The organism is Gammaproteobacteria bacterium, assembly GCA_017999615.1.
Classification (GTDB): Bacteria; Pseudomonadota; Gammaproteobacteria; order JAABTG01; family JAABTG01; genus JAGNLM01.
This window is the reverse complement of the sequence record JAGNLM010000001.1, coordinates 57,490-73,002: the sequence shown is the minus strand read 5'-3', so window position 1 is coordinate 73,002 and position 15,513 is coordinate 57,490. Positions and strand designations below refer to the sequence as shown.

Below are 15,513 nucleotides of genomic sequence, written 5' to 3'. Positions count from 1 at the left end.
CTCCGGAGGGATTCTCACGTGTGCGGAATCGTCGGCATCTACTATTTCGACCCCTCGCGGACGGTCCAGGCCGAGGAGGTCAAGGCCATGGCGGACCGCATCGTACATCGCGGGCCCGACGACGAGGGCTTCTTCCTGCGCCGCAATGTCGGCCTCGGCATGCGGCGCCTGAGCATCATCGACCTTGCCGGGGGCCACCAACCCATCTTTACCCCGGACGGCAGCAAGGTCATCGTCTTCAATGGCGAAGTCTACAACTTCCTCGACCACCGCCCGGAGCTTGAACGCCGGGGACACCGATTTTCGACCCGGACCGACACGGAGGTCGTTCTCCACCTCTACGACGAGTACGGGCTCGACTTCCTCGAGCAGGCGAACGGGATGTTCGGACTCGCGATCTGGGACGAGCCAGCCAGGCGGCTCGTCATCGCCCGCGACCGAATCGGGATCAAGCCCCTCTATTACTACCGCGACGAGGAGAAGCTCGTCTTTGCGTCCGAGATCAAGGCGATCCTCGCCCTCCCCTCGGTCCGCGCCGGGCTCGAGCCCGACTCGCTGGGCATCTACCTGAAGTACGGCTTCACACCGGCCCCCTACACCCTCTTTCGCAGCATCTCCAAGCTCCCTCCTGGGCATCGGATGCGAGTCGAGGGGACGAAGGTTCACATCGAGCCCTACTGGCGCCTGTCTTACCTGCCGAAGGCCACGGCAACCGAGCCCGAGCTCCGGGAGGAGCTGTTCGAGTTGCTGAAGGACGCGGTGCGCTATCAACTGGTCTCGGACGTTCCTCTCGGAGCTTTCCTCAGCAGCGGCATCGACTCGAGCGGCATCGTCCACCTGATGAAGGACCTCGGTGTCGACCGAATCAACACCTACACCATCGGCTTCGGCAAGGGCTACGCGGCGTACAACGAGATGGCCGCGGCCCATCGCTTTGCCGAGGACTATGGGACGAGCCACCACGAGATCCTGGTGGAGCCAGACGTGGCGGACCTGTTTCCCCGGCTCATCGCGATGCTGGATGAACCGGTCGCAGATTCGTCTTTCCTGGTCACCTACCTGGTGTCCCGCCTCGCGCGGGAGACCGTGAAGGTGATCCTGTCCGGGGTCGGGGGCGACGAGCTCTTCGGGGGCTACCGCCGCTACCTCAACGTCCAGCTGGGCCGGTACGCACACGGCATCCCTGCATGGATCCGCCAGCAGGTCCTCGGGCGGCTGCTCCAAGCTCTGCCCGCCGACCGTAACAGTGCACTGTTCAATTACGTCCGGCTCGCCCGGGCGTATGTCACGACCGCCGACCTGCCCCTCGACCGGCAATACGCCGCCTACACCTCCGTCGTCTCGGACGAGGTGCGGCGGGACCTCCTGGGCAGGGATTCGGCCCTGGAGGACTTCCACCAGCGCTACTTCGACGAGTGCGACTCGCCGGAGCCGCTGGACCGGCTCATGTACTTCGACGTCAAGACGTCGCTTCCCGAGCAGCTCCTGATGCTGACGGACAAGATGGCCATGGCGGTGTCCCTCGAGGGCCGGGTGCCGTACCTCGACCACCGGGTGGTGGAGTTCGCCGCGCGGCTACCGGCCGCACTGAAGCTCAAGGGCTTGCGCCTTCGATACCTGCAGAAGGAGGTGTTCCGGAACCGCTTCCCGCCGTACGTTTTTGAGCAGAAGAAGCGGGGATTCGGCGCCCCGATCGGGACCTGGATCCGCAATGAGCTGAAGGAGCTCACGTTCGATCTCCTGAGCGAGTCGCGGCTGCGCGAACAGGGCCTGTTCCACTACCCGACTGTCCAGCGGATGCTGGATGCGCACTTCCGGATGCGGGAAGACCACACCGACGCGCTGTTGGCCCTGATTGCCTTCCAGATCTGGCACCGGACCTACCTGGGTCCTGCCTGAGCGGCACGGCGTCCAACGCACGTCCTAGCCGCCCCGGGGTGCCCCACCGCTGGGCCTACCCCCCGACCCGCATCCGGGGCTGAGCCCTCACGCGTGCGCCGGGTAGGCTGCGGCCCGCGCACCCACGAGTGCTTCGTAGATCGGCTCGTAGCGCGCCACGCTCGCCTTCCAGGTGCGCTCGGACTCGACGAACCGGCGTGCAGCCTCGACGACCGGCCCCAGCGCGTCGCGTCGGGCTGCAAGGCTCGCGGCCATCCGAGCCAGCTCTCCATCGTCGCCCGCGCGGTGAAGGAAGCCAGTTTCCCCGGGCCGGATCAGCTCACGATGCCCTCCCACGTCGGAGGCGAGACAGAGCCGTCTGCGCGCCATCGCTTCGAGCGGTTTGAGTGGTGTAACCAGCTCAGTCAGGCGGATCGCCTTGCGGGGAAAACATGCCAAGTCCATCAGGGCGTAGTACTGGTCTACCGCATCGTGGGGCACCCGGCCCGTGAACCGCACGTGGCTCTCGATGCCGAGATCGCGTGCCAGAGCGCGCAGCGCAGAGTCCTCCTGGCCACCACCGACGAGCAGGATTTCGGCTTCCGGCACCTCGTGCGCAAGCAGCGGGTACGCGCGCAGCAGGACGTCCAACCCCTCCCACGCATAGAAGGAGCCGATGAAGCCGACTACAAACTTGCCGCCGAGCCCCAGCTCCTGCCGCAGGCGCTCCACCGCGGCGGGGTCCGGTGTCGGCACCTCGGTCTCGACGCCGTTGCCGACCACCGTCACCCGCCCTGCTGGCACACCGCGTTTCACGATCTCTCGGCGCAACCCGTCCGCGATGGTCGTGACCGCATCCGCCCGGTGCAGGACGTAGCTCTCCGAGGCCGCCGTTAGCCGGTAGCGCAACCCACCCTCCCGCGCCGTGCCATGGTCCACTGCGGCGTCCTCCCAGAACGCCCGCACCTCGTATGCCAAGGGAATGTGGGCACGCCGAGCGACCGACAAAGCCGCTAGCCCGTCGAGCGACGGCGAATGGGCGTGGATCAGGTCCGGCCGCTCCTGGTGGACGAGATCGCGCACCCGGCGGCGCAGGCGCGTGACCACTTGGAGCTGACCCAGGAGCGGGAACCGAGCCGCCACGCCGCTGACGGGGGCCGTGCGGTAGAAGCGCAAGCCGGCCACATCCTCCCACTCCGCGATCGCCTCGTGCTTGGAGCCGGTGACCTGCACCGTCTCCCAACCGAGCGCCCGCTGGTTCACCAGGATCGCGCGGCTGCGGTAGGAGTAGCCGTCCTGGATCGGCAGCGAGTGGTCGAAGACGTGGAGGACTTTCATGGGCGGACCATGCCCAAACCGTTGGCGACCAGGCGAGCGAGGAACCGCCCCGGCGTCACGTCCCACGGCGTAAACCGGGGAAGCTGATAGGGGTCGGAGTCCCGCGTTGCCGGTGCCCAGCGAGTGGAGACGGCGGCGCGGAAGCCCGCCTGCTGGACCATCGCCACGTGCCGACCGGCATAGTCGCGTCCGGGACGGCCGTTGGGGTAGGCAAACAGGGTCACGGGGCTGCCTGCCATCTCCTCCAGCACCCGCTTGCTGGCGGAGATCTCCTCCGCCGCAACGTCATCGGCCGTCTCGCTCAGGATCGGGTGCGTCAGGGTGTGGGCGCCAATGGTGACACCCCGCGCCGCGAGCGCCCGGACACCGTCCGGGTCCAGCATCAGGGGAGCACTCGGGCGGTAACCCGCGCGCTCGGCAATCCCCCTCGCCTTCCGGTCCCGCTCCGCCTCCGGCAGGTACTTCAGCGCCGGCAGCAACTCGCCGATCGCCGCCCGGCGCTCTTCGGTCGTGCGCATCGGGAAGGTGCCGAGGCCCAGCTCCCTCAGGTCCAGCTCGGGACCAGTCGCCGCGCGCACCCCCTCGATCACCCGGTCGTTGAACATCATCCCGTCGCCGAGGAAGCCCGGGGCAACGAAGACCGTCGCGGGGATCCCGAGCTCCTCCAGCACCGGCACCGCGCACTCCAGGTTGTCCCGGTAGCCGTCGTCGAAGGTGACGCAGACCGAACGGGGCGGCAGGTCGCCCGCCTGGAGCCGGGCCGCGGCCTCGGCGAGCGGCAGCGGCTGGAAGTAGTCCGCCAGGACCCGCATCTGCCAGCGGAAGCGCGCGACGTCGGGGAGATCCGGGAGCAGCAGGTCGGGCTCCGGGAGGACGCGGTGGAAGATCAGAATCGCCATCCGCGCACGGGCACCGCCGGGGTAGGCGGCAGAGACGGCGGCACGGGTCAGTGCTTTCATCATGTCAATCCATTAACCACAGAGGCACGGAGACACAGAGGAAAAAATTAATTTCAAAAATCTCTGTGTCTCCGTGTCTCTGTGGTTTATCCCGAAGCGAGTTGGCGCTGGAAGGACTCGAACATGAACAGCGTCCAGATCGGGGCGCTGTAGTCCCGCAGCCCTGCCTGGTGCTGGGTGACCAGGTGCTCCAGGAACTTCGGCTCGAAGTAGCCGCTGGCGGCCAGCCCGTCGCCGAGGAGGGTGTCCCGGACCTTCTCTCTCAGCGGCCCCCGGAACCAGGCCGCGAGCGGCACCGCGAAGCCCATCTTCTGCCGGTACAGGATGTCGTGCGGCAGGAGCGGCTCGAGCGCCTTCTTCAGGATGTACTTCCCTTCCTGGTTGCGGAGCTTCAGCGAGGCCGGCAGGCCCGAGATCCACTCGATCAGCTCGGTGTCGAGGAAGGGACCGCGGACCTCCAGGGCGTGGGCCATGCTGGCCCGGTCCACCTTGGTCAGGATGTCGCCCGGGAGGTAGGTCTTGTAGTCCAGGTACTGCACGAGCGAGAGCGGGTCGTCGGTGGGACTGCGCGCGGCGTGCCCGCGCATCACCTCGACCGCCCGGTAGCCCTGGAGCTCCTGGCGAAACTTCGGGGTGAAGAGCCGTTCCCGGAAGTCGTCGCGCAGGATGGAAATGGTGTGGAAGTAGGCGTTGACCGAATCCCGGGCGATGCCCTGGAAGGTGGTCTTGGCCCGGAAGATCCGCGGCGCCCAGTCGAGCTTGGGGTAGAGCTCGCCAAGGGTTCCGAAGACGATCCGGCGGAAGGCGTCCGGGAAGAGCCGGCGCACCCGCTCCTCGTTCATGTGCCACTTGTAGCGCCGGTAGCCCGCGAGGTCCTCGTCGCCCGCGTCCCCCGAGAGGGCCACGGTGACGCGCTTGCGCGCGAGCTCGCAGACCCGGTAGGTGGGGATCGCCGAGCTGTCCGCGTAGGGCTCGTCGTAGAGCGCGGCCAGCCGGTCGATGAGGCCGAAATCGTCGGGGTCCACCTGCTCCACGTAGTGGTCGGTCTTCAGCAGGTCCGAGACCTGCTTCGCATAGACCGCCTCGTCGAACTTCGGGTCGGTGAAGGCGATGGAGCAGGTCTGCACCGGCCGCTCGGAGAGCTGGGCCATCATGGCGACCACCGCGCTCGAGTCCACCCCACCCGAGAGGAAGGCACCCAGCGGTACCTCGGAGATGAGGCGCACGCGGGTGGCTTCGCGCAGGCGCTCGATCAGCTCGTGGCCCGCCTCGGCGTCGGTGAGCGGGCCGTGGGGCTTGAAGGGCACGTCCCAGTACTCGCGCGGCTCGGGCACCCCGCCGCCGCGCTCGAGGAGCACGGTGTGGCCGGGCGGGAGCTTGCGCGCGCCCTGGAAGATGGTCTTGGGCTCGGGGACGTACCCGAAGGCGAAGTAGTCCTCGATGGCCCGCGGGTCGACGGCGCGGGGCAGCCCGGGGTGCGTCGTGAGCGCCTTCAGCTCCGAGCCGAAGACGAGGTGCCCGTCGGGCAGGAGCGCGTAGTAGAGCGGCTTCACCCCCAGCCGGTCCCGGGCTAGGAAGAGCTGGCGGCGGTTCCTGTCCCAGATCGCGAACGCGAACATCCCCCGCAGGCGCTCGACGCACTTCTCGCCCCAGGCCTCCCAGGCGTGGACGATGACCTCGGTGTCCGAGCGCGTGCGGAAGGTGTGGCCGAGGGCCTGGAGCTCCGGGACCAGGGACTGGAAGTTGTACGCCTCGCCGTTGAACACGATGACGACCGAGCCGTCCTCGTTGTAGAGCGGCTGCTGGCCGGTGGCGAGATCGATGATCGAGAGCCGCCGGTGGCCGAGGCCCACCCCCGGCTCCACGTGCAGACCGCCCTCGTCCGGCCCCCGGTGGTGCTGGGACTCGTTCATGCGGTGGAGCAGGTCCCGGTCGATGGGACGCTCACCCAGGGTGTCGAAGATGCCAACTATCCCGCACATAGGGGGAAACCACAGAGGCACAGAGACACAGAGGGGATTAGATCATCCATTGATGAGGCGCCGGATCCCGTAGTGAAGAACAGAAACATGGAAGTTCATCAGGAGACCGAGACGGATCTTGGTGAGCTTCAGGTACGTGAGCAACTGGGCCTGGTGGACCGGCATGAGGCGCTCGACGGTCTTGAGCTCGACGATGACGCGCCGTTCCACCACAACGCCCATGCGATACCCGCATTCCAGACGTACGCCCTTGTAGACGACTGGAAGCGGCACTTGCCGCCGAAAGGCCAACCCCCGATGCGCCAGCTCGTAGCAGAGGCACTCCTCATAGGCCGACTCGAGAAGCCCCGGTCCGAGCGCCTGATGAACCTCGATGGCAGACCCGATGATCGCATCCGTGATCTCATTGAGGGTCTGTGTCTCCGTGTCTCTGTGGTTCGACTCGTTGCTGTTCATGTCTCCTCCCTGAGACGGTGTCGTAGACGTCCATATATTGCTGGACCATGCGGTCGAGGGTGTAGCGCTCTTCGACGAGCTGGCGGGCGCGGGCGCCCTGGCGCTGGCGCAGGGCCGGGTCGGCGGCGTAGGTGAGGATGGCGTCCGCGAGGGCCTCGGGGTTCTCCGCGGGGACCAGGGTGCCGGTCTCGCCTTCGACGACGAGGTCGGGATTGCCCCCGACGCGGGTCGCGATGACGGGAAGGCCGGTCGCCATCGCTTCGAGGACCGTGTTGGAGATCCCTTCGGCGCGCGAGGGAAGCACGAAGAGATCGAGCGCCCGGAGGACCTCGGGGGTGTCGTCCCGGTGCCCGGGGAGCCAGGCGAGCGGCTCGGCTCCGGCGTCGCGGAGGTAGGCGCGCACGTCCTCGTGGAGGCGGCCGCTGCCGACCATCGCGAGGCGCAGCCGGGGCCGCAGATCGGGCCGTCGCTTCAGGGCCGCGACGAAGGCTCGCGCCAGGTTCATGGGGTCCTTGACGGTCTCCATGCGCAGGACGGTGCCGACGACGAGGGCGTCCGGGGGGAAACCGGCATCGGGGAGCGGGGCCGTCCGCGGGCTTGTTGTGTCTCCGGGAAGTGCGTGACCAGCGGGGTGGAAGCGCTCCGCGTCAACACCGTTCACGATGCGGGTGATCTTGCCCGCGGGCACGCCCACCTGCTCGAGGAGGTAACGCTCGGAGTGGGCGGAGAGCGGGATGAAGCGCTGGACGATGGGGCCGACCACGCGGCGCAGCCAGAGGTGGCGGCGGTTCGAGCCGTCGAGATCCTGGACGTCCCAGCCGTGCTCGCCGTGCACTCGGCCCCGGACGCCCGCCGCGAGCGCGGGGAGCTGGGCCTCGAGGGCCACGAGGTTCCGGGTGTGGACGATCGCCGGGCGCAGGTGCCGAAAGGCCGCCCACAGGCGGCCGTAGAGTGGCAGGTCGTGGCCGTCCTTCTTGTGCAGGTCGAGGATGGGGACGTCGTCCCGCTCGATGCGGTCGGCGAAGCCGTCGTGGTCCGTGAGGCACACCACCGCGTGCCGGTAGCGCTCGGGCGGCATGCGGTTGATGAGATTCACCAGGCCGTTTTCGAGACCTCCGGCGCGCAGCGCGAAGATCACGTGGGCGATGAGGGGCGGGGTGCCGTGGCTCGTCTTCACGGGTGTCGGGGAGAACCACGGAGACACAGAGCCACAGAGGTGATCCGATTCAACAAGTCTCTGTGCCTCCGTGCCTCTGTGGTTGCCTTTTCAGGGCAGGTTCTTGACCAGGTGGGGCCCCAGGGTGTTGGCGACGGCGAGGGGCAGCCGCTGCCAGACCTTGATCGCCAGGGCGTATCTGGGGTTGTGGGGATTGAGCTGGGGCAGCGGCACGCCGGACCGCAGCCAGTAGTGCCAGTACAGGGGCCGTTCCTCGGCGCCCCACTGGCGCTTGAAGCGGTAGGTGCCGCCCTCGCGGGTGGACCGGCCGAAGTCGAAGGCGGAGAAGCCCTTCGCGACCGCCCCCTCGAGGGCCGACCAGTAGAGCAGCATGTTCACGCCGATGGGGTTGTGGCGGCGGAGCGAGGAGGCCCAGGGGATCTCGAGGGTGTTGCCGTTCGCGAGCAGGAACCCGGCGGCGGCCGGCTCGCCCTTCACCCGCACGACGACCACCTCGACCGCGTCGGCGAAGGTCATGGCGATGGCCTGGAAGAACTCGATCGGGTAGACCGGCGTGCCGAGGTCCCGCATGTTCTCGGCGAAGACGCGGTAGAAGTCCGGGAGCAGGCCCGCCCCGCCCCGCTCCACCGTGGCGCCCTCCCGCTGGGGGCGCTTCACCTGGGCGCGGAGCTTGCCGCCGAGGGCCTTCCAGAGCTCCTCGGCGCTGCCGGGCAGGGCCCGCACCATCGTCACCTTGTCGGTGCGCACGGGCCAGTCGCCCTCGAGGGGTGCGGTGTGGCGCAGCTCCAGGTGCGAGACCCCGAGGAGGTCCGCGATCCGGCAGGCCTCGTCCAGCAACTCGCCGGCGATCGCCGGGGTGTCGGCGACGACACCGCCGTAATTCACGTAGGGGGCCGAGACCAGGTAGTCGCCGAAGAGCCGGCTCCGCAGACGCACGAGCGGCAGCACACCTCGCACTTCCCCCGCCGGGTCCGCGGCGTAGAGGTGGTAGGTCTCGTGCCCGAAGAGATCCCGCACCAGCCCCGCCCAGGCTGCGCGGTGGTAGACGGTCGCCGCCGGGTGACGGGCGACGAAGGCGTCCCAGCGCGACTCGTCGCCGGGCGCGAGGGCGCGGACCTGCACGAGGGGAGAGAGGAGCTCGGCTACGGCGGCGTGCATTCGGTTCGGGTCAACCACGGAGACACGGAGACACGGAGACACGGAGACACAGAGGGTATCGGGATAAGAAACCTCTGTGTCTCCGTGCCTCTGTGGTTATTTCCTCTCGAGAGGATTCGCCAGGGCGGGCGTAGAGGCCAGGAGGTCGGTGAGGACCGCCCGGGCATTCTCGGGCTTGCCGTTGTGGTCCACCGCGAGCGCGACCAGGGCGTAGCCGCTGCGGTCGCCGGTCAGGCGGGCCCAGGCGCCGAGGAGCTTGGCGATCTCGGGCCGCGCGGTGCGCCGCCCGGCGATGTCGTACCACTGCCAGACGAGGCGCTGAGCCCGGCCCGAGGTGTAGCCGATCTCCTGGACGCTCGCCGGGCCCGCTCCGGGAAGGGGTACGGAAACCCGCCGGGGAGAGTGCAGCGCCTTCCAGTCCTTCGGATCGAGGAGCGCGTTACCCCACCCGATCAACTCCTCCCCCTGGCGCTCGCGCAGATAGAGCACCGCGTAGGCCTGCACGGCCTTGCCTTCGCGCTGGTAGACCCGGTGCAGGTGCTGGGCCGAGCCGGGGAAGGTGGGGGACCACGCCTCGGTGGGGGCAGCGGGCCCCTTCCAGGGCGCGGTGGCCACAGGCAGGGCGACCTCCACCCCGCCGGCACGGGCCTCCCACTCGGAGACCAGGCCGGCGGCGAGCGGACCGGCCGCAGCCACGAGGGCGACCGCCATGCCGGCCAGAACGAACAGGAGCGGAGAGGTCGAGGCCCCTCCATCGAAGCCCGGGCGATGGGTTTGCCCGCCCGCGGACAGACTGCCAGGCAAGTCCGGGAGTCCCGCCAACCCCATGGGGGCAACAACGCGAGACGGCTCGTCCGCGTCCTCGCGCCAGAAGGAGCCGACCCAGAACAGGAACAGCATCACCAGCCCGAAGAAGAACCAGCCATAGATGATGTGGTCCACGCCCGTCGCGATGCGCATGTCGCTCAGGTGGCCGAGCATCACGATGCCGTAGGCACGCACCCAGTTGGCGACGATCGGGGCGGCGATGGCGAGTCCAATGAACAGCGCGCGCCGCCAGAAAGAACGGTAGGTCAGGTAAGCGTAGAGCGCGCCGAGGGCCACCGAGGCGATCAGATAGCGGATCCCGCTGCAGGCCTCGGCCACCTCCCAGTTTCCGCTCGGGATGGTGATGTAACGCCCCTCCGAGAAGACCGGGATGCCGGTCAGCTGGAGCGCCCACACCGTGAACTTCGCGGTGTGGTCCATCAGCGGCTCGGTGAGCGCCTCTCCGACCGGAACCGAGAAGAAGAGGTACGCGAGCGGGAACGCCAGCGCCCACGCAACGCGCCCGCCGAGCACCACCCACACCGCGAGCGGAAACATCGCGACGAACGCGAACTGGCGGGCCGCCTGCACCCCCACGAGCTCCGCGGCCAGCCACGCGAAAGCAGCTGCGGCAACCAGCACCAGCGCACCCCAGGCCGGGCGCGGGGCGATGCGCGCAAGCCCCGCCCGGCGCGTCCACGCCATGTAGAGGACGATGGGTGCGATGACGAAGCCGTGGGCGTAGGTCTCGAGGGTGTACCACGTGTGGGCCATGGACCGACCCGTCTCCCAGAACAGCCACACGAGGGCGGCGAGCGTCGCGGCAAGCACCACGAGCGCCGGGGGCCAACCCTTTGCGGTGGCAGGGGCGGTGGCAGGGGCGGTGGCGGGGGCGGTGGCCGTTGCAGTGCCGGTGGCGGAGGCCGCCGCCGGCTCCCGGGCGGACTGGAGGATCTCGTCCACGCGGGCAGGCGACAACGCACCCGAAGGAGACTCGGCGGTCGGTTCGTTCATGAGGGGGCGGAGGCGTTGGGCTGGAAGTGCGCTCATGGGGGGTCCACCACAGAGGCACAGAGACACGGAGGGGAGAAAAATCAGAACTCAATAAAAAGTTACTTCTCTGTGCCTCTGTGTCTCTGTGGTTCACTCAAAAAGACCTCGTCCATCCGGCCCCAGGAAAAGTCCCCGAGGAGCCGGCGCAGGCGGCCTTCCATGCGCCCGAGGTTGGTGTAGTGCCGGAAGCGCGTCTTCCAGCTCACCCCCCGCTGGCGCGGCTGGTCGGGGTCGATCTCCCAGGGGTGGCAGTAGAAGACGCCGGGCTGGCCGTCCACGCGGTTCACGCGGCGCAGGCCCCAGCGGTAGACGGCGTAGGGCAGGAGCCGGAAGTAGCCGCCACCGCCCGTGGGGAGGTTCTGGCCGAAGAGGCGCGTGGTGGTGATGGGGACTTCGAGCAGGCGCTCGTCCCGCGGGTAGAACGGGAAGCGCGGGGCCTCGGGCATGCCGTAGAGGTCGTGGTGCACCGGGTAGATGCTGGAGCTGTAGCGGTAGCCCGCGTCGGCGAGGACATCGAGCGCCCAGAGGTTGCCGGCGCCGATGGAGAAGCTCGCGGCGCGAAAGCCGACGACCGGCTGGCCGCTCGTGTCCTGCAGGAGCTTGCGGGTGCCGGAGACGTCCGAGTGGAACTGCTCCCGGTTCTGCTGGGTCGCGCGGATGTGCCCCCAGCCGTGGCTCGCGACCTCGTGGCCGGAGTCCGCGATGCGCTGCACGAGGCGCGGGTAGCGCTTGGCGATCCAGCCGAGCACGAAGAAGGTGGCCCGGGCGTCGTGCTCGGCGAAGAGGGCCAGCAGGCGATCGGTGTTGCGCTCCACGCGGGCCGGGATGCGGTCCCAGTCCGCGCGGGCGATGTGGCCCTCGAACGCGGAGACCTGGAAATAGTCCTCCACGTCCACCGTGAGGGCGTTGGTGATCGGCTCGGGCATGTCTTCAGGAATCAACCACGGAGGCACGGAGACACAGAGATCTTTTGATCCGATCGACTCTGTGTCTCTGCGTCTCTGCGGTTTCTTTTACGAGCCGCCCTTGCCCCCGACCTGTGCGGCGAGGATCGCGCGGCGCAGTTGCGTCATCTCCTTGTCGAAGGCCTCCTTCATGGCCTTCATCTCCCCTTCCACCTCCCGGACCCGGTCCTGGGCGGTCCCGCCGGGGCCGGGCAACCCGACGACCTGGCCGGACTCCGGGGCGGGGGCATAGCCCGAGCCGGCAGGGCCCGGGGCGGGGCCGGCGTTGAAGCGGTTGGCCCAGGGGTCGAAGGCGGGGGCGTTGCTGATCTCGGCGCCGGAGAAGCCGCCCTGCTCCTCCGTGATGTCGCGGGTGACGACCTCGACCACGTCCCGGGTGATGTGGTGGAGCTCGTCCAGCGAGGCGTGGAGGAAGAGTCGGTCGCAGAGGGTGTTGACCCGGCGCGGCACGCCGCCGCTGAACTGGTGGATCTCGGCGTAGGCCTCGTCGTCGATGACCGGGTCGTTCTCCCAGCCCACGAGCTTCAGGCGGTGCTCGATGTAGGCCTGGGTCTCCTCCGGGTCGAGCGGCTGCAGGTGGTAGGCGGCGATGACCCGCTGGCGCAGCTGCTCGAAGCTCGGCGAGCGCATGATGGTTCGGAATTCCTTCTGGCCGAGCAGGAAGCTCTGCACCAGCATCCGCCCGCCCAACTGGAAGTTCGAGAGCATGCGCAGCTCTTCGATGGCCCGGGGCGGCAGGTTCTGGGACTCGTCCACCACCAGCAGCACGCGCTTCTTCTCCTGGTGGCAGGCGCGGAAGAAGCCCTCGAGGCTCTTCAGGAGCCCTGCCTTGCTCACCCCCTCGAAGGGCAGGCCGAAGGAGGAGGCGACCAGGCGCAGGAGGTCGTCCTCCTGGATCTGGGTGGAGACGATCTGGGCGGCGACCACGCGCTCCTGCTGGATGGAGCGGAAGAGCGCCTGCGCGAGCGTGGTCTTGCCGGTGCCCACGTCGCCGGTGATGACGACGAAGCCCTCGCCCTGGCGCACGCCGTACAGCAGGTAGGCGAGCGCCCGCTTGTGGCTCGCGCTCTTGAAGAAGAAGCGCGGGTCGGGGCTCAGCTGGAAGGGGCGTCCCCGGAGCTTGTAGAAGGTGTCGTACATGAATGGAGGGCCAGGAAGTGGGAGCGTGGGCTAGAAGGCGACGGTCACGCCGGCGGTGATGCGGTTCTCCTGGTAGTCCTCGCCCGCTCGGTCGGAGTGGTTCTGGGTGTGGCGGACGTCCAGGATGCCCTGGACGTCTTCGCTGAACCGGTGGCGCAACCCGGCGCCCACGTACCAGAGGGTCTCGTTGTCGTCGTCCTCGAGCTCACTGTACTGGACCGTGCCGAACAGGTTACCACTGGTCTCCCGGGAAAGCTGGTGGCTCACGCCCAGGTTCGTGCCGTAGACGGTCTCGTTCTCCCAGGTTCCGGACTCGGCCTCGCGGCGGTCCCGGTAGAGGTTGAGGGAGGTGGTCGTGCGCCGGCCCTGGAGCGCCACGCCCGCGTCGAAGCGCTTGCGCAGGATGGTGTCGCTCGTCGGCGACGGGATGTCGATGGGCACGAGCAGCGGGTCCCGGGTGAGCGGGTCGACGATGGGGTTGCCGAACGGGTCGGTCAGGCTGATCAGTTGGCGCTCGCGGAGCACGTCGCGGCTCGTGGTCACGTCCTCGCTGTAGCGCGCGGTCCAGGCCGTGCGCCGGCTCTGGTGGCGCAGATCGAGGTTCCAGAAGTGGCCGAAGTAGCGGTCGCCGCCGCCGAGGGTCAGCTCGCTCTTCTCCCGCGGGCGCCAGGTGCCGCCCGCCTCCCAGGACCAGCCCTTGCCGTCGCCGTCGCCCTGGTTGCGGTCGTAGTCGTTGTCGTCGTAGCCCGTGCCCACGTAGACGTCGAAGAGCCGGTGCAGCGGATAGGTGATCCGCCCGTGGGTGCGCCGGAAGTTGGGGTCTTCGACGCCGCTCTCGTCGTAGTCCACCTTGCGGTCGCTGTGCTGGAGCGACCAGCCGAACGCGGAGAAGCGGCGCCCGCTCTCGAGCCCCGCCTCGAAGCCGTGGGAGTTGCTGTTGCTGCCGTAGCCCGCGTAGCGGTCGTAGTAGGGGCTCGAGGCGTAACTCTCCTCGATCCGGTCCTGGTTGGTGTAGATGACCCGGTCGAAGCTGTAGCGCAGGAGGCCGTCGGCGTAGCCGCCGAAGTGCTGGCGCCAGGTGGGGCTCGCGCCGAGGTAGTAGCTCTGGGTCAGGTCGCCGGAGATCCCATCCCCCGCGTAGCGGCCCGTGGGACTCGCGTTCACGCGGGTCGCACCCGCCCGGAGATCCAGGAACAGGTGGTCCTCGAGGAGCTCGAGCGCCGAGGTCGCGGCGAGGCGGTGGTTGACGGCCGTGTCCCCGTCGTTCGTGTACCACAGGAACTGGGGCGCGTAGTCGAGATCGAGCTTCACCCGCGCGCCCGCGCCGTGCACCGAGAGGGCGGGGCTCACCTGGAAGACGAGCGAGGCCTCCCGGTCCCCCGAGGGCGCGAGGTCGATGTTGTCGCTGAAGGTGACGAGCCCGGAGACGCTGGTGTCGACCCGCCAGCCGTCACCGCCAGTCTCCTGCGCGGAGGCGGAGGCGGCCAGGACGAGGCCGGCGAGCAGCACCCCGCCCGCACCGGCGCCAGAGCGCACGCCGCGGCGCCGGGGCCCCGGGGCCGCCTTCGCCGCGGGACCCTCACCCCTGCCGCGCATCGGCCTGGGCCTGTTTGTCGGAGCCGTACCCGTACCGGTACCCGTAGCGGTAGCCGTACCGGTACCCGTAGCCCGTGCCGTAGCCGAACCGCGACCACCAGGGCTCCCGGGCCTTGTTCAGCATGACACCCGCGACGGGAAACCCCTTCAGGAGGCGGAGCGACTCCTTCACGGCGCTATGGGCGGTGCGCTCGGCCTCCACCACCAGCACGATCTGGCCGACGACCCGCGCCAGCACCGTGGCGCCCGAGGCGGCCAGGAGCGGCGGGGAGTCGAAGAGCACGATGCGGTCGGCGTAGCGGTGGGAGAGGTCGTCGGCGAGCCGGTACATCGACTCGCTCGCGAGGAGCTCGGTGGACTGGGGGTGCGGCTTGCCGGCGGGGAGCACCACGAGCTTCGGGATGTCCGTGCGCACCAGCACGTCGCCCGCGTCGGCCACCTCGCCCGTCATCAGCTCGGTGAGACCCGGCGCCCCCGAGAGGCCGAGGAGCTCGGTGAGGCTCCCGCGGACCACGTCGCCGTCCACCAGCAGCACGGTGCGGTCGAGCTCGGAGGCCATGCTCATGGCGAGCGAGAGCGTGACGAAGGTCTTGCCCTCGCCCGGCAGGGAGCTCGTCACCATCACCAGGTTGCGCCGGGGCGCGGGGCTCGGGGTGTCGCCGAAGGCGTTGACCAGGAGCGGGCGCTTGACGAGCCGGCACTCCTCGGCCAGCTGGCCGTTGGTGTCCGCGGGGGTGAGGATGCCGGCGCTCTGCAGACGCGTCAGGTCGAGGGTGATCTCGCGCGAGCGCCGTGCCGCCTCGACCGTGGGCGGCAGCTCGATGGAGCGCACGGCGGCCGAGGCCCCGGCCCGGGCGGCGTAGGCGGCCTCGCGCCCGAGCTCGGCCTCCACGGCCTCGATGGGCGGGGGCTCACGGACCGGGGGCGGGGTCGGCGCGGCGGCCCGCGGGCGGGTGTCGCCGGGGTTCAGCTTGTCGACCGCCTTCTCGATGATGCTCATAGTC

12 protein-coding genes are annotated in these 15,513 nt (G+C 69.1%); 1 reads left to right on the top strand and 11 read right to left on the bottom strand.

The window, feature by feature from the left end:
- Nucleotides 1-18: 18 nt before the first annotated feature.
- Complete coding sequence (gene asnB, locus KA217_00315; protein MBP7710898.1) at nt 19-1,899, top strand: asparagine synthase (glutamine-hydrolyzing); 1,881 nt, start codon at nt 19-21, stop codon at nt 1,897-1,899.
- A gap of 87 nt (nt 1,900-1,986) precedes the next feature.
- Here asnB and KA217_00310 read toward each other — a convergent pair whose 3' ends face one another.
- The 11 genes from KA217_00310 to KA217_00260 form a co-directional block, all read right to left on the bottom strand.
- Nucleotides 1,987-3,216, bottom strand: a complete 1,230-nt coding sequence (locus tag KA217_00310) for a glycosyltransferase, exosortase A system-associated (GenBank protein ID MBP7710897.1) — start codon at nt 3,214-3,216, stop codon at nt 1,987-1,989.
- Nucleotides 3,213-4,175 (bottom strand): polysaccharide deacetylase family protein, encoded by a 963-nt coding sequence (locus tag KA217_00305; GenBank protein MBP7710896.1) that lies wholly within the window; start codon nt 4,173-4,175, stop codon nt 3,213-3,215. Before KA217_00305 ends, KA217_00310 begins: the two co-directional genes overlap by 4 nt.
- An 86-nt stretch (nt 4,176-4,261) precedes the next feature.
- Nucleotides 4,262-6,157 (bottom strand): amidotransferase 1, exosortase A system-associated, encoded by a 1,896-nt coding sequence (locus KA217_00300; protein MBP7710895.1) that lies wholly within the window; start codon nt 6,155-6,157, stop codon nt 4,262-4,264.
- 42 nt (nt 6,158-6,199) lie between these two features.
- On the bottom strand, nt 6,200-6,613 hold the full coding sequence (locus tag KA217_00295) for a GxxExxY protein (protein ID MBP7710894.1): 414 nt from the start codon (nt 6,611-6,613) through the stop codon (nt 6,200-6,202).
- The gene (locus tag KA217_00290; GenBank protein MBP7710893.1) at nt 6,561-7,760 is read right to left on the bottom strand and encodes a TIGR03088 family PEP-CTERM/XrtA system glycosyltransferase; all 1,200 of its coding nucleotides are present in this window, start codon (nt 7,758-7,760) and stop codon (nt 6,561-6,563) included. The genes KA217_00295 and KA217_00290 overlap by 53 nt, the downstream gene beginning before the upstream one ends.
- Before the next feature lie 120 nt (nt 7,761-7,880).
- Nucleotides 7,881-8,948 (bottom strand): FemAB family PEP-CTERM system-associated protein, encoded by a 1,068-nt coding sequence (locus KA217_00285; protein MBP7710892.1) that lies wholly within the window; start codon nt 8,946-8,948, stop codon nt 7,881-7,883.
- Between the two features lie 96 nt (nt 8,949-9,044).
- On the bottom strand, nt 9,045-10,805 hold the full coding sequence (gene xrtA, locus KA217_00280) for an exosortase A (protein MBP7710891.1): 1,761 nt from the start codon (nt 10,803-10,805) through the stop codon (nt 9,045-9,047).
- Nucleotides 10,806-10,867: 62 nt separating this feature from the next.
- Nucleotides 10,868-11,734, bottom strand: a complete 867-nt coding sequence (locus KA217_00275) for a DUF3473 domain-containing protein (protein MBP7710890.1) — start codon at nt 11,732-11,734, stop codon at nt 10,868-10,870.
- Between the two features lie 87 nt (nt 11,735-11,821).
- The gene (locus KA217_00270; protein MBP7710889.1) at nt 11,822-12,913 is read right to left on the bottom strand and encodes an XrtA-associated ATPase; all 1,092 of its coding nucleotides are present in this window, start codon (nt 12,911-12,913) and stop codon (nt 11,822-11,824) included.
- A gap of 30 nt (nt 12,914-12,943) precedes the next feature.
- On the bottom strand, nt 12,944-14,449 hold the full coding sequence (locus KA217_00265; GenBank protein ID MBP7710888.1) for a TIGR03016 family PEP-CTERM system-associated outer membrane protein: 1,506 nt from the start codon (nt 14,447-14,449) through the stop codon (nt 12,944-12,946).
- 43 nt (nt 14,450-14,492) lie between these two features.
- Nucleotides 14,493-15,509 carry an XrtA-associated tyrosine autokinase gene (locus tag KA217_00260; protein ID MBP7710887.1) on the bottom strand — a complete coding sequence of 339 codons (1,017 nt, stop codon included), beginning with the start codon at nt 15,507-15,509 and terminating at the stop codon, nt 14,493-14,495.
- Nucleotides 15,510-15,513 lie beyond the last annotated feature (4 nt).